The 14,217-nt window shown below is 37.2% G+C and carries 10 protein-coding genes; 6 read left to right on the plus strand and 4 right to left on the minus strand.

Annotation, left to right across the window (positions count from 1 at the left end; translation table 11 throughout):
• Positions 1-345 precede the first annotated feature (345 nt).
• From ACFQU5_RS00035 to ACFQU5_RS00050, 4 genes are all read left to right on the plus strand, one after another.
• A complete protein-coding gene (locus tag ACFQU5_RS00035; protein ID WP_390283362.1) occupies positions 346-3,693 on the plus strand; it encodes a DNA translocase FtsK in 3,348 nt (1,115 codons plus the stop codon).
• A 267-nt stretch (positions 3,694-3,960) separates the two neighbouring features.
• Entirely contained in the window at positions 3,961-5,277 is a 1,317-nt protein-coding gene (murC, locus tag ACFQU5_RS00040; protein ID WP_390283365.1) for a UDP-N-acetylmuramate--L-alanine ligase, read from the plus strand.
• A 91-nt stretch (positions 5,278-5,368) separates the two neighbouring features.
• A complete protein-coding gene (locus ACFQU5_RS00045; protein WP_390283368.1) occupies positions 5,369-5,854 on the plus strand; it encodes a DUF948 domain-containing protein in 486 nt (161 codons plus the stop codon).
• 18 nt (positions 5,855-5,872) lie between these two features.
• On the plus strand, positions 5,873-6,331 hold the full coding sequence (locus tag ACFQU5_RS00050; protein WP_390283371.1) for a YtxH domain-containing protein: 459 nt from the start codon (positions 5,873-5,875) through the stop codon (positions 6,329-6,331).
• Positions 6,332-6,607: 276 nt separating this feature from the next.
• Here the strand turns inward: ACFQU5_RS00050 and ACFQU5_RS00055 are convergent, their stop codons facing one another.
• Positions 6,608-8,749, minus strand: coding sequence for a cell division protein FtsA (locus ACFQU5_RS00055; RefSeq protein ID WP_390283373.1), 2,142 nt, complete (start codon positions 8,747-8,749; stop codon positions 6,608-6,610).
• Positions 8,750-8,927: 178 nt separating this feature from the next.
• Between ACFQU5_RS00055 and ACFQU5_RS00060 the strand changes: the two genes are divergently transcribed.
• Together ACFQU5_RS00060 and ccpA are read left to right on the plus strand one after the other, a co-directional pair.
• A complete protein-coding gene (locus ACFQU5_RS00060; protein ID WP_390283376.1) occupies positions 8,928-10,013 on the plus strand; it encodes a bifunctional 3-deoxy-7-phosphoheptulonate synthase/chorismate mutase in 1,086 nt (361 codons plus the stop codon).
• A gap of 493 nt (positions 10,014-10,506) precedes the next feature.
• Entirely contained in the window at positions 10,507-11,505 is a 999-nt protein-coding gene (ccpA, locus tag ACFQU5_RS00065; RefSeq protein WP_390283378.1) for a catabolite control protein A, read from the plus strand.
• Positions 11,506-11,544: 39 nt separating this feature from the next.
• Here ccpA and ACFQU5_RS00070 read toward each other — a convergent pair whose 3' ends face one another.
• The 3 genes from ACFQU5_RS00070 to ACFQU5_RS00080 are packed head-to-tail and all read right to left on the minus strand — an operon-like array spanning position 11,545 to position 14,005.
• A complete protein-coding gene (locus tag ACFQU5_RS00070) occupies positions 11,545-12,702 on the minus strand; it encodes an acetoin utilization protein AcuC (RefSeq protein WP_390283381.1) in 1,158 nt (385 codons plus the stop codon).
• On the minus strand, positions 12,699-13,349 hold the full coding sequence (locus ACFQU5_RS00075; RefSeq protein ID WP_390284666.1) for an acetoin utilization AcuB family protein: 651 nt from the start codon (positions 13,347-13,349) through the stop codon (positions 12,699-12,701). The genes ACFQU5_RS00070 and ACFQU5_RS00075 overlap by 4 nt, the downstream gene beginning before the upstream one ends.
• A 23-nt stretch (positions 13,350-13,372) precedes the next feature.
• The gene (locus ACFQU5_RS00080) at positions 13,373-14,005 is read right to left on the minus strand and encodes a GNAT family N-acetyltransferase (RefSeq protein WP_390283384.1); all 633 of its coding nucleotides are present in this window, start codon (positions 14,003-14,005) and stop codon (positions 13,373-13,375) included.
• Between the last annotated feature and the right edge of the window lie 212 nt (positions 14,006-14,217).

A 14,217-nucleotide genomic window follows, 5' to 3' on the forward strand; every position in this document is an offset into this window, starting at 1 on the left:
ACGAAACTTTGCGTTGTCCATCTTAATTGAACCGCCGTATACGGAACCGTACGTACGGTGGTGTGAGAGGTCGGGAGTTCATCACTCCCTCCTACTCGATTTTTCATAGAAATGTTTTAACATTGTTATCTTACTGCAATGTAATTATGATATGATTTTGCTAACAAAGGTAGATTTATATTATATTTACCTTTCGAGCTAGTTTTTGAATAATTTGGTTTAATCTAATGTGAAATGGCACAGCATTCCCTAAGAATTTGGAATCATTGGTTAAATATTGGTGCCTACTTACATATAATTACTTTATAATGAAATAGCTATGTTGATAGAAAAGAGTGATAAATAATGAACTGGTTTAAAAAACAGATTAATAAACTATTTGATAATGATATAGATGATGTGGAAGAATACTATGAAGATGAAATAATTGAAGAACAAATATCTGCTTCAATCGAAAATGTAGATGGTCAGATAGATGAAGATATTCCAAACAAGAGAAAAAGCTTTAAGTTTCCAATAATAGGAGACAATGAAATGGAATCGCCTTTAGAGGCTAATCAGTCATATCATTCACAATCACTAAATCAAGTTTTTGATAGTTTCGAAGAGAAAAAGAAGGATACGAAATATTTTTATCAGCCAAATGCTATTTCCAAGGTATTTGATGTTGAGGTTTCAGGAATCCGCGATTTACTAGAAAAACGCCAACGAATAAAAGGGCATTCCAATGTTATCAATCGTCAGGAATCTACCTTGATTCGGCGGGGTGACAATATAAAAAAACAGGATCCGATAAAAAAGGAATTTAAAAATACGACACCAATAAAAAAGAATGTGGTTGAACAAGAGGATGAACTTATTCCAAAAAGAAGATTTGTTCCAACTCAAGTACCATCACCTGTTTATGGTTTTAAAAAGCCAAGTAATATTGACCATCTCCTGTCGAAGAAGCATGGAAAAGTAGGTTCAAAGTCAAATGAAATGGAGAATGACTTAGAGGAGATTAAAGCGACGCAGGACACAAAACAATCACAACATGAACATAAAGTTGAATCAACACTTTCAGAAGTTACGTTAGTAACGAAGGAAATTATAAGTTCAGCAGAAATAAGTGAAAGTAACGAAGATCAAATACTTTTCGATCCTGTACAAAAACCAGAAGCCAAAACTACTAGCTTTATTGATATTGAGGATGAGTTGGAAGAAAAACCAATTGTCTTAAAAGAATCAGAAGAAAAAGCTGTCGATTTTCCAATTCTAGCCGAGTCAGTTGACGAGGGAGTTGTTGAAGAAGCTTGTAGTGAGGAAATTATTCAGCCGGTTAAAGCAAACTTACAATCACACGCTGAACAAGAAGCAGCAGTGACGGTACTTGATGCAGTACCTGCTGGAACTGAAATCTTGAAAGTTGAAAAAGAATCTGATTGGGTTCAGGTGGAAGAATTTAAATCTTCTAAACTTGATTTGACGAATCAACAAAATGAGCCGCAACTTGAGGAAATTCTTGAGGAAGAACAATATGTCGAAGAAGAAAAAGTAATTGAAGACAAAGCTTATCATGAAGAGCAAGTAATGTCGTTTGAAGAATTACAAGTTGACCAAGCTATTCATAACAATATAAAACCCGATGACATTTATCCAGAAACAGAATATTCCCACGAATCTAGTTTAGAACCTATCCAAAGTACTCAAGTACAAAGGTTGGTTTCGATTGCTTTAGATGATAGTGAACTGGAATCAGAAACAGAAATCCAAACAAATCAGGAGCAAGAAAGGTTCGCTGCAGTCGACTTATATAATGAAAGACAGAATCAGGCATCCGTAGCAACTGAAGATTACGAATCAAAGGTAGATGAAATTAGTAATCCGCCGAGTGAAAGTGAAGCAAATCCAGCTGAACCAACACAATCTAAAGGCAGCAAATTGCCGTTTAATGTGTTGATGCTGAAATCTGACAAAGAAAAATATGCCGCCAAATTAGCACAAAAACAAATGCTTCAACATAATGATGATAATAAAGAAATGCATAGGCAGATAACTAATACCGAAGAACAACATAAGATAGAGCATTCTCTAGGTACTTCACATACTGAATCTACAGTACCTACGCTAAAAGTGGATGATAAGAACGATGAGGATCAAACAAAGGTCTTACAGAAAGACGAAGAGCTGCAAGACCAAATGGTCCTTATTCAAGAAGGGGAAACTGTGCCTTTACAAACGATTGAGGAAACGCCTAAAGAAATTGCTGCAAATAACCCGGAGGACAAATCTTTTCCAAAAGTATATTCAAAGCCTTCCCTGGATTTTTTATCACCGCCTGAAGAAAAAACAGAAGATCGCGAGTGGTTGGAATCGCAGGCCGATGTGTTAGTAGAGTCTTTATCCTATTTCCAAGTAACAGCACAAGTGGAGTCGATTACACAGGGGCCAGCCGTTACCCAATTTGAGATAACAGTCGGTCAGGGAACTAAAGTTAGTAAAGTGCGTAATCTGTCAGATGATCTAAAGCTTGCTTTAGCAGCAAAGGATATTAGGATTCAAGCCCCTATTCCTGGTAAAAGTACAATAGGGATTGAAATTCCGAATCGTATTTCCCGAGCTGTGCAATTATCTGAAGTAACATGCAGCGATTCTTTTTTAGAATCTGAATCTCCTCTGGAAGCAGCATTAGGTTTAGATTTAACTGGTAAGCCAGTAACAATTGATTTAAGAAAAATGCCGCATGGATTAATTGCAGGGGCAACAGGATCAGGCAAATCCGTTTGTATTAATTCGATTTTAGTTAGTTTATTATATAAAGCTGACCCAAATGAGTTAAAGCTAATGTTAATAGATCCTAAAATGGTGGAACTAGCACCATTTAATCATATTCCGCATTTGGTCAGCCCGGTCATTACCGATGTGAAGGCAGCAACTGCAGCCTTGAAATGGGCAGTAGAAGAAATGGAAAGACGTTATCAATTATTTGCTCATGTCGGAGTACGTGATTTACCGCGTTATAATAAATTAGCGGATTCAAAAGGTGAGCATGGGCACAAATTACCTTATATCTTGATCGTAATTGACGAGCTTGCAGATTTAATGATGATGTCCCCGGCAGATGTAGAAGAAGCAATCTGTCGTATTGCCCAAAAAGCAAGAGCATGCGGAATTCATTTAATCGTAGCAACTCAAAGGCCATCTGTTGATGTTATTACAGGATTAATCAAATCGAATATCCCGACGCGTATTGCCTTTGCGGTCTCTTCGCAAGTTGACTCGCGTACAATTTTAGATAGCCAAGGTGCAGAAAGACTGCTTGGTAGAGGGGATATGCTGTACTTGGGGAATGGTATGAGTGCACCAATTCGACTGCAGGGTACATTCGTAACAGATGATGAAATTGAGGAAATTATTGATCATGTAAGAGGACAGGGAGAACCAGATTATTTCTTCCAACAAGATGAATTACTCAAGAAAACCGAAATGGTAGAAGAGCAAGATGAGTTATTTGAGGAAGTTTGCCGATTTGTTCATGAACAAGGTTCTGCTTCCACTTCTTCAATACAAAGAAAATATCATATCGGTTATAATCGAGCAGCACGCTTGATCGATATGTTGGAAAGCCAAGGTTATATTTCAGAGCCAAGGGGAAGTAAGCCTAGGGAGGTTTATATTACAGACTCTGACTTAACCTCAATGTTTGAGTAATGAGGGGGAATCCCTCTCATTTTTTTGCAAGGAAAAAGTAAATAATTAAAACAAGCTAACGTTTCATGACCTGAAACGGGAAGCATTCAATAATAAAAATAAAAATACGAATAAATGAATGAATGGATGAAAAAAATAAAGATATTTTGCATTATTCTTTACAAAAAATAATGCTATAATGGGGTAAGTTTTGTTGAATTGGCACAAACTAACTTTAATTACAAACGTTCATTCATTGGGACCTGTGGATCCCGGGAGGTTTAAAATATGACATTTTATCATTTTACAGGAATAAAAGGTTCAGGAATGAGTTCATTGGCTCAAATTTTATTTGATTCAGGAGAAGAAGTTCAAGGCTCTGATTATGAAACTCATTATTTTACAGAAAAACCGCTAAGAGAGCGCAATATCACAATTTTGCCTTTTAGCGTTGACAATATTAAAGAAGGTATGACTGTTATTGCCGGCAATGCATTTCCGGATGAACATCCAGAAATTGTACGCGCAAAAGAGTTAGGCATTGAAGTAATTCGTTATCATAAGTTTTTGGGTGATTATATTAATCGTTACACATCTATTGCGATTACTGGTGCACATGGTAAAACGTCGACAACTGGGCTAATGAGCCATGTGATCGCGGGCTTCATGCCAACATCCTTTTTAATTGGCGATGGCACGGGTTCAGGTAAAGAGGACGCAAGCTTCTTTGTAATGGAGGCTTGTGAGTATCGACGTCACTTTTTAGCGTATCACCCAGATTATGCGGTGATGTTAAATATTGACTTTGACCATCCGGATTATTTTGCAGGAATCGAGGATGTCTACTCGGCATTCCAAGAGTTGGCACTTCAAGTAAATAAGGCAATTATCGCATGTGGTGATGATGAACACCTACAAAAAATCCAGGCAAATGTTCCAGTAGTGTATTATGGTTTCGGTGCAAATAATGACTTTGCAGCTAGAAATATCGAAAAGTCAACGGAAGGCACGACATTTGAGGTTTATGTAAGGAATGAATATTATGATAAATTCTTTATTCCACTATATGGTGATCATACTGTATTAAATGCACTTGCCGTCATTTCACTTTGTCATTATGAAGGAATTCCAGCTCAGTTAATTCAAGAACGATTACGTACTTATGGCGGAGTAAAAAGACGTTTTACTGAGACGAAAATTGGGAATAGTGTTCTTGTAGATGATTACGCACATCATCCAACAGAAATAAAGGCAACAATACAATCAGCACGTCAAAAGTATCCTGATCGACAAGTTATAGCTGTTTTCCAACCTCATACATTCAGTCGTACTGCAGCATTTTTACAAGAGTTTGCCGATAGCTTATCAAAAGCAGATGCAGTGTATCTATGTGATATTTTCGGATCAGCTCGAGAAAAGCAAGGAGCATTATCAATTGAAGATTTACAGGATTTAATACCGAATAGTAAAATTCTTCAAACAGATAAAATTGAGCTTTTGAAAGAACATGCCGATGCTGTTTTCTTATTTATGGGTGCAGGAGATGTCAATAAGTATCAAAATGCATTTGAGAATGTTTTGAAAAGTAAGGAAGAAACAGCTTAAACGCCTAAGTTTAGGCTGTTTTTTCTAAACAGAAGGATTCGCTTTAAATTTTGTCGAATAATAGGGAGTAGTAGACGTAGGAGGTAATTTAATGGAAATCATTTTATACATCGCAGCATTACTGGCAGCATTAGGCATTTTGATTTTATGTATTAGTGTTGGAATGACCCTATTCGGTTTAAAAAATACCTTGAATAGCATTGCAGGTACAATTGCTGGGATCGAAGGGCAGATGGAAGGAATTACACGTGAGACAACCTCCCTTTTAGTAAAAACAAACACGCTTGCAGAAGACATTACGGAGAAATCTGAGAAGTTGAATACTGTAGTTGATGCCGTAAAAAATATTGGGGTTTCGGTAAACGGTTTAAATACATCGATTAACCAGATTACTTCATCCATTTCGTCGGAAGTAAGCAAAAATGAAGAAAAGATAGCTCAAGTTGTTCAATGGGGTAATGTGGCTATGGAAATTGCGGATAAATGGAAACAGCGTAAAACCATTGATCAAGTAGACGTGGAAGAAGCTACAGAAGAAATCGTTAAGAAATCTTCTAAATTTAAGCGAAGAACATAAAAAAGGGGATGAGAAGAAATGTCAGGGGCAAAACCAAACTATAACGAAGTAAAAAATGAATTACCAAATTTACCTCAAGTTTATACAGGAAATGATGCAATTTATGAGGAGGAGTCGGTGAACATGAAAGATTTTGTTATTGGAGCATTGGTAGGTGGAATTGTTGGAGCAGCAGCTGGTTTATTGCTTGCACCTAAAACGGGGAAAGACTTGCGTAGTGATGTCGCCAGCCAAGCCGAGTTAATCAAGGATAAGAGTGCTACATTGTCAACAACCGCAAAAGAAAAGACCGTTCAAATCTCCAATCAATTAAAAGAACAATCAACTCAACTTGTTGATAAGGTAAAATATAAAACTTCAAAGGTTCCAACTGTATTTGATGACGGTACCGTTTCATATGAAGGCGAAGAACCGTTAGAAAACGAAACATACGAAGGTGTAGACATAGCAGAAGTGTCAAGACCTTCTTCTATTTAGAAAAATTAACCAGGTAGGGAAAACTAAATGTTTTCTCTACCTGGTTTTTTTAAAAGCATGAGCAAGGAACGGTAGTTCATGAGGCAGATGAACGACCCTTCCAAATTTGATCAAAAAAGGCTGTTAGGAATTTACACAATGGTTTGGACTTGACTCTAGGTTCTGAAAATAGCAGCTTTCATAAGCAGGTGAAGACCCAAAAATGAACTGGGTTTCGAAAGAAGTAGTCTTATTCATGAGTATGTGCTAGCATTCCGCCTATGTCGACTGCGCTGGTTATTCAGTTAAAAGGATTTCAAGTTGATCGCCGCCAAAAATCTCTTCATCAAATGAAGAAGGCAGGCCATTTCGTAATATTGTAAATTGTCCTTTAAAGTTTTCTGGTATTTGCCAATTAGAAAAGCGGAATATATCCTGGTACTTCCATTTATTAATATCCTTCTCGACAATCGATAAAGAGGTACCATTTAAAATTTTATATGTTGCTGGAACGCTATCACCAGCAACAAGTACTTCTCGACATATCTTTTTTAGTTCTAAAGTTTTTTGTTGAAAGGATACGACGATTTTCTCTTCAAGAATAAGATCTAAGCTATTAGCGACCATTTCTATTGTAGGGATTGTCCCATTTTCAATTTGAATGGTATCCCCATTCTTAAATGGATATGTTAGTTTACATGGTTTTCCATTCAATAGCAGCTTTGAAGAAAACTCGGGAAAGAAAACAGGTTTTCCATCGATATTTAGATAGAATGGCTGCAATTTTTTCAAATTGTCGGCTTGCTTAAGATGATTAAGTAACTCTTCTATCGTTTCTATTGTTTCAACTTGAAGTGAGTCTCGATCCTTAAGCTCTTGATGAACTGAACTTTTTTTATTGTTTAATGTCACTATTGGCTCAACCGTATAGGGTGTATCCTGGACAGTTACTTTTTTAATTAGAGCGTCGTCCACGATGTCTCGAACTGTTGCTTTTGCATCCTTTCCATCTTGTCCTTCGACTAAGGTAATAATATCTCCACTTTTTATTGTTGTTTTGGTAGAAGCATTCTCTCCATTTACTAGGATTGTTGCAGGAAGCCCATGACCACCTGGAATCAGTATATCCTGGTTATTTACTGAAATGGCTATACCTTGACCTGGTTTACCATAAAGCTGTTTAGCTCGAATATTCGCTGATAAAAATGCATCGGCAACTGTCATTTCCTTCATTTCAAATAATCTTACTACCTGCTCGTTAACGGTTACTGACATATACTGAATTGGTGCCTTCCTTGCAGCAATGGCAATTCCAATGGGAGTCACTAGCTCTGGCGTTGCTGGAATTGACTCTTCCTTCGTCAGGTTTTGAATTGCGTCAATTCCACGAACGGCTACACGATTCACTGGAAGATTTAAAACTTTACTTAATTCGTTTGGTAAATTTGGAGTTAGACTGCCACCTCCAACGAGCATTACAGCTTTGGGAGGGGTTTGATTATTCAATCGTAATACTTCACTGCCAATTGCCTTTGCAAGGGCTTCTACAGAAGGATGGATCGCTTGGACAACCTCTTCTTTAGGGTAGGATTGCTCGAATCCTAGAATATCCTGAATCACTACATTTTCCTCAGTAGATAACTGCCGTTTTGCAATTTCTGCAACAGGGAAATCCAATAAATAATGATCACTTAAAGCCTCGGTGATTTCATCTCCAGCAATTGGCACCATGCCATAAGCAACAATTGTCCCTTTGTCGGTTATGGCAATATCGGAAGTACCTGCACCAATATCAACTAAAGCGACATTTAAACGTCTCATTGATGGTGGGATAAGTACGTTAATGGCTGCTATGGGCTCTAAAGTTAATGCTTCCATTTCTAGTTCAGCCCGTTTTAAAGCAGCAAGTAAAGATTCCACAACTACTCTTGGCAAGAATGTTGCGATTACTTCAATTGTTGCTTCATCACCTTGTTGGTCTACTAAACTACCGATTTCTTCTCCATCAAGCTTATAAAATAATACAGAATAGCCAACACAATAATAGTGACTTATTTGGTCGTCTTGATTAGATGAGAGAAGCTTTTCTTGTGCTAGTTGAACAGCCTGCAGTTCCAACCGGCTAATATCTTCTTCAGTAAAAATAGGTCGATTTTTAATGTTAAGCGTAACACTTTCTTGCTCTGTTTTTAATGCCCGTCCGGCGGCCGCTACACTCACTTTTGGTAACGGTCCGTACTTATCTTCGAGTTCACTTTTAATTTCTTTTATTAAGTCGGCTACATATATAACATTATGTATTTGTCCATCCACCATAGCGCGCTCTTTATGTTCTTTTATAAGGATATCGATTACATGGAAATGTTCGTTGTGCTCTTCCAAAATAATCCCGACAACTGAGCGTGTACCTATATCTAAAGCAAACAATTTTGAATTCATGTGGAACCGCTTCCTTTCAAGGAAAATCAACAAAATACTTTAGCGAGTTGAATCGCTAAAGAAAAAAGCGTGACAATTTGAAATTTGTTGATTATAATATGATTATTAACTTAAAATGTATCATACATTTTGATGTTCTTCAAAAGAGTAACATACAGAAAAGGAGAGGAGAAAAGAAATGAGTGAGCAAAATTTAGAAGCATTACGCAGTCAGATAGACGAATTAAACATAGAAATTTTACGTTTAATTAATGAACGAGCAGAGATTGTAGATGAGATTGGCAAAATTAAGGGAAAACAAGGTGTTAACCGATATGATCCTCTTCGTGAGCGCCATATGTTAAATCTTTTAAAAGAGCATAATAAAGGTCCGTTAAATCAAATGACGGTCGATTATATATTTAAGCAAATATTCAAAACGGCATTAAAGCAATTAGAGGCAGATAAGAAAAAAGAACTTCTTGTATCACGCAAGAAAAAATCAGATGATACAGTAGTTGAAATCAATGGCGAAACAGTAGGAACAGGAGGCCCAACATTCGTATTTGGTCCATGTTCAGTAGAGTCATATGAACAAGTTGCAGCTGTTGCAGCTTCAATTCAAGCAAAAGGGTTAAAAATGATTCGTGGTGGAGCATACAAACCTCGTACTTCTCCATACGATTTCCAAGGTTTAGGTCTGGAAGGGCTAAAAATCTTAAAACAAATTTCAAAAGAATATGGGTTAGCAGTTGTGACAGAAATCGTAACACCAGCCCATATTGAAGAAGCACTGGATTATATAGATGTAATCCAAATTGGTGCTCGTAATATGCAAAACTTCGAGTTATTAAAAGCTGTAGGATCTACAAATAAACCGGTACTATTAAAGCGTGGTTTAGCAGCTACAATTGATGAGTTTATTCACGCTGCTGAATATATTATGTCGCAAGGAAATCAAAATATCATGTTATGTGAGCGCGGTATCCGAACTTACGAAAAAGCAACACGTAATACTCTGGACATTTCTGCTGTGCCGATATTAAAACAAGAAACACATTTACCTGTATTTGTGGATGTAACGCATTCAACTGGCCGTCGTGATTTACTATTGCCATGTGCAAAAGCAGCAATCGCGATTGGTGCCGACGGAGTTATGGCAGAAGTACATCCAGATCCATCTGTAGCACTTTCGGATTCTCAACAACAAATGGATATCCCGGAATTCGATGCATTCTACAATGAGATTCAAAAATTCATGAAACAATATGAGTTAAAAGCATAAAGAACTAAGATGCTTAGACCAAGTAGAAATTCTCAAGGAAATTAGCGGAAAATAACATAAGTATCGGATACTTTATGAATTGATTGGAGTGTAGGGTCGAGTGTAACTGTCGGTTATGTCTTTCGCTACACAGCAATGTCTTTTTTGCACCGAAAGCAAAGCGACAGGTGCAAACTTTCTGCACCGAAAGCAAAGCGACAGGTGCAAACTTTCTGCAGAATAACGACGCCTGAGACTACAGGCTTAAGAACTGTCCGCAAAAAAGCGTACCCGAAACGGAAATCAAATTTTCGCTACATCGAAAAAATACCATTTTCCTATTAAAGGAAAATGGTATTTTTGATTTTGCCCAGTGTATTTCTTGTACTAATTGTTACAGTTTAAGATATACAAATGTTTAATCTTTCTAAAGATTGTATGCTTTATATTGAAAAAGAAATGGAAATTGTCGTATGATGGAAATACTAATTTGACTTAAAAGGAGGCGTATCCTTTGACTGTAACGATTTATGATGTTGCACGTGAAGCTAATGTTTCAATGGCGACGGTGTCACGTGTAGTTAACGGAAACCAAAATGTAAAACCTGCGACAAGAAAAAAAGTGTTAGAAGTTATTGAACGCTTGGAATATCGACCAAATGCGGTAGCTCGTGGGTTAGCAAGTAAAAAAACAACTACTGTAGGGGTCATTATCCCAGATATATCAAATAATATATATGCTGAAGCAGCACGTGGTATAGAAGATATAGCGACAATGTATCGCTATAATATTATTTTAGCGAACTCTGACCAAAATGAAGATAAAGAACTGAATCTATTAGATACAATGTTAGGAAAGCAAGTGGATGGAATCGTGATGATGAGTGATGCAGTAACTCCAAAGCTTCATCAGTCAATGGAACATTCCCCTGTACCAATTGTACTTGCTGGTTCAGTGGATGAAACGAACAAATTTCCTTCGGTTAACATCGATTACTTCCAAGCGTCTTTTGAAGCTGTTCAAATGTTAATAGCTAATGGCCATAAACGTATAGCATTTGTTTCAGGTCCCCTTGCATATACCATCAATTCTAGATTCAAACTTGAGGCTTATAAAAAAGCATTAACAGATGTAAACCTTGAAATAGATGAACAGTTAATCATCTCAGATGATGGCACTTATGATAGTGGTCTTGAAGCATGGGAAAGCTTAAATAGTCTCGAGCAACCACCAACTGCCTTCTTTGCAGGAAGTGATGAATTAGCAATTGGGCTAATCCATGGTGCGCAGGATAATGGGAAAAAGGTTCCGGATGAGGTTGAAGTAATTAGCTTTGAAGACTCGAAACTTGCCCGTATGGTACGTCCGCAACTAACGAGTGTAGTATTGCCGCTATACGATATTGGCGCCGTAGCGATGCGATTACTGACAAAATTAATGAATAAAGAGAATATAGAAGATCAATCGGTTATCATTCCTCACCGAATCGAAAAACGAAACTCGGTTAAATAAAAAAAGGCAGCTCGTATTTAAGCGGAGCTGCTTTTTCGTTTATCTTTTTTCAGCCCGAATCATATGCAGTGCTTTCATCAGCATTTGGGCGTTTTTTTCTTCAATTTCTAGCTTTCTTGGAATCTGTTCGTATAGGGGATTTGGATCTTCCCATGTTGGAATAAGCGCTACAGGAGATTCAGCCTGCCACTTATCCAGCCATTTTTGGGGGAGCATACCTGTTGGTAAAGACATATCGTTCATTTCAGTCCAGATGAAGGACCAGGCCCTTGGAACAACCCGCCAAATATCATATCCGCCCCCACCAACAGCAATCCACTTCCCATCACAATATTCATGTGCAAGTTTATGTGCCAACCTCGGTATCTCTTGATAGATTTTCATCGTTCCATAAAGGTGGGTAAGTGGGTCAAAATAGTGAGCGTCAGCACCGTTTTGAGTAAGGACGACATCCGGCTTAAAGTAGTCAAATACCTCTTTTACCGCCTGTTCATAGATCTCTAGATAGCTCTCATCTTCAGTAAACGCATCAATTGGAAAATTAAATGACGTGCCGTACCCTTGACCGTTTCCGCGTTCTGTTACATTCCCGGTACCAGGAAATAAATAGCGACCTGTTTCATGAATGGAAAGAGTACAAACATTCGGATCATCGTAAAAAGCCCATTGGACCCCGTCTCCGTGATGTGCATCTGTATCTATATATAAAACCCGAGCGTTATATTTTCTTTGCATATAGCGAATTGCAACAGTACTGTCATTATAGATGCAAAAACCGGATGCGCGGCCATGAAAGCCATGATGAAGTCCGCCACCCAAATTTAAGGCATGGCGACTTTTGCCTTGCATAACATAATCGACTGCTTGCAATGTACTTCCGACCAATAATGCACTTGCTTCATGCATATTGCCAAATATGGGAGTATCTTCTGTACCAATGCCGTAGCTTTCGCATTGCTCAGGGGTTAATAAGCCATGGCCTGCTTTTTTTACAATCTCGATATATTTCTTATCGTGACCAAGAGCTATTTCTTCTTCAGTAGCAATTCTCGCAGGTACAATATCTGCGTCCGACAGGGCATTAATCCCTTTTAGTAAATCGATTGTTAATAATAATCGCTTATGGTTAAATGGGTGGGTATCTGAAAACTTATATCCGAGTTGTTCCGGCGAATAAATAAATACCGCATTCTTCATAATGGACCCACTCCGGGTAAATTTGGCCATAGTACATCAAAGCCTTCTTTACGTAAATCTTCAATAATGGACAAAGGATTAATCATTTGTACTCGGACACTTACGATTTTGTTTTCTTCATGGTTGGAACTTGGATAAACTAATACACTTAAGACATTGGCATTGTGCTTTTTAAAGATTTCGGTAATGTCAGATAAAATACCAGGCTTATCAGTTACTTTAATGTCAATTTTTGAAGAAGGCCTGTTCGCTCCTGTCAACTCAATATATGTATAAAGTAAATCTGTCGTCGTTACGATACCAACTAATTTGCCGCCTGATACAATGGGGAGACAACTTATTCTGGATTCATAGAGTGTAAGGGCAACCTCTTCAACAAAATCAAGCGGATGTCCTATTAAGGGGTTCTTTACCATGATTTTTTCAAGAGCTGTTTCATAAGTTGTTAAATTTGACCCTTCCTTTATGGAAGATGGGAGTATGTTTTTTAAATCATGTGCAGTAATGATCCCAACAATTTTTTCTCTTTCATCGACAATAGGCAAATGCCTGATTTTCTTTTCCCTCATAATTTTAATGGCATCTTTTACCGTATTGGAAGGTGCTAAAGAATGGACATCTCTATTCATAATTTCTTCAATAATCATCATGTTGCTTCCTCCTTTCAAATTTAGTACATGAAACGATTTTTAAAACGTAATCGATCAAATCGTTCCATTGTTTCATTATTTACCCGTTTACCAACTCTTGCCATTAAACAATTAGCAGGATGGGATGTAATTTCGGGATCATCGGTTGCGTAATATTCGAAATTGACATTCTTCATCAATCGCTCCATCATTTTTCGATAATCCCATACATTTAACCCCGTGCCTTTTAAATCCCAATGCCAATAGTATTCAGTAGTAATAACCAAGTAATCTTCCATGGCATCATCCATAAAAGACACATACAATAATTTTTTACCTACCCCACACCCACGGTAAGAGGGAATAACTTCAATCGCACCGAGTTCTATCATATTTTCTATTTGATCTTCAGACCATCTCTCTAATGGGTCTGGATATAAATAAGTGACGTAGCCTAAGACGGTTTCGTCATTTCGGATTATTATGATTCGTCCTTCTTCTAGTTTTGCAATTTCAACTAGTGCCTTTTTTTGCTGCATGGAAGGTCTAAATGATACTAAATCTTCATGAAAACTATATTTTTCTAGCAATTCTGAAGGCACTGGACCTTCTATTGTGACTGGACCGTGCCTTGTTTCCATACCTATGGAATAAAAGGTTTTAGTATGTTTCATTGTAATTCGCTCCACATAAGTTTGATACTTCCATTATATGATAAATTATGCACAAAATCGCTGTTATTTGTTAAAAATACATTAATTGTTTTAAAATTTAAAATATTTAACTCAAAATGTTCTGAATATTGTAAAATAATAGGTATTCAAACTAGTATACTAACACTTAGTATTCATAGTTTGAAAAATTATCGCTTTGTATTTTAGTAGAA

The sequence above is a fragment of the Ureibacillus sp. GCM10028918 genome, assembly GCF_042666115.1.
Classification (GTDB): domain Bacteria; phylum Bacillota; class Bacilli; order Bacillales_A; family Planococcaceae; genus Ureibacillus.

What these genes read in the sequence shown, in the direction of transcription:
- ACFQU5_RS00035 (WP_390283362.1), top strand. Translation starts at nt 346, where the DNA reads ATGAACTGGTTTAAAAAACAGATTAATAAACTATTTGATAATGATATA.
- ACFQU5_RS00060 (WP_390283376.1), top strand. Translation starts at nt 8,928, where the DNA reads ATGAGTGAGCAAAATTTAGAAGCATTACGCAGTCAGATAGACGAATTA.
- murC (WP_390283365.1), top strand. Translation starts at nt 3,961, where the DNA reads ATGACATTTTATCATTTTACAGGAATAAAAGGTTCAGGAATGAGTTCA.
- ACFQU5_RS00075 (WP_390284666.1), bottom strand. Translation starts at nt 13,349, where the DNA reads ATGATTATTGAAGAAATTATGAATAGAGATGTCCATTCTTTAGCACCT.
- ACFQU5_RS00055 (WP_390283373.1), bottom strand. Translation starts at nt 8,749, where the DNA reads ATGAATTCAAAATTGTTTGCTTTAGATATAGGTACACGCTCAGTTGTC.
- ACFQU5_RS00045 (WP_390283368.1), top strand. Translation starts at nt 5,369, where the DNA reads ATGGAAATCATTTTATACATCGCAGCATTACTGGCAGCATTAGGCATT.
- ACFQU5_RS00080 (WP_390283384.1), bottom strand. Translation starts at nt 14,005, where the DNA reads ATGAAACATACTAAAACCTTTTATTCCATAGGTATGGAAACAAGGCAC.
- ACFQU5_RS00070 (WP_390283381.1), bottom strand. Translation starts at nt 12,702, where the DNA reads ATGAAGAATGCGGTATTTATTTATTCGCCGGAACAACTCGGATATAAG.
- ACFQU5_RS00050 (WP_390283371.1), top strand. Translation starts at nt 5,873, where the DNA reads ATGTCAGGGGCAAAACCAAACTATAACGAAGTAAAAAATGAATTACCA.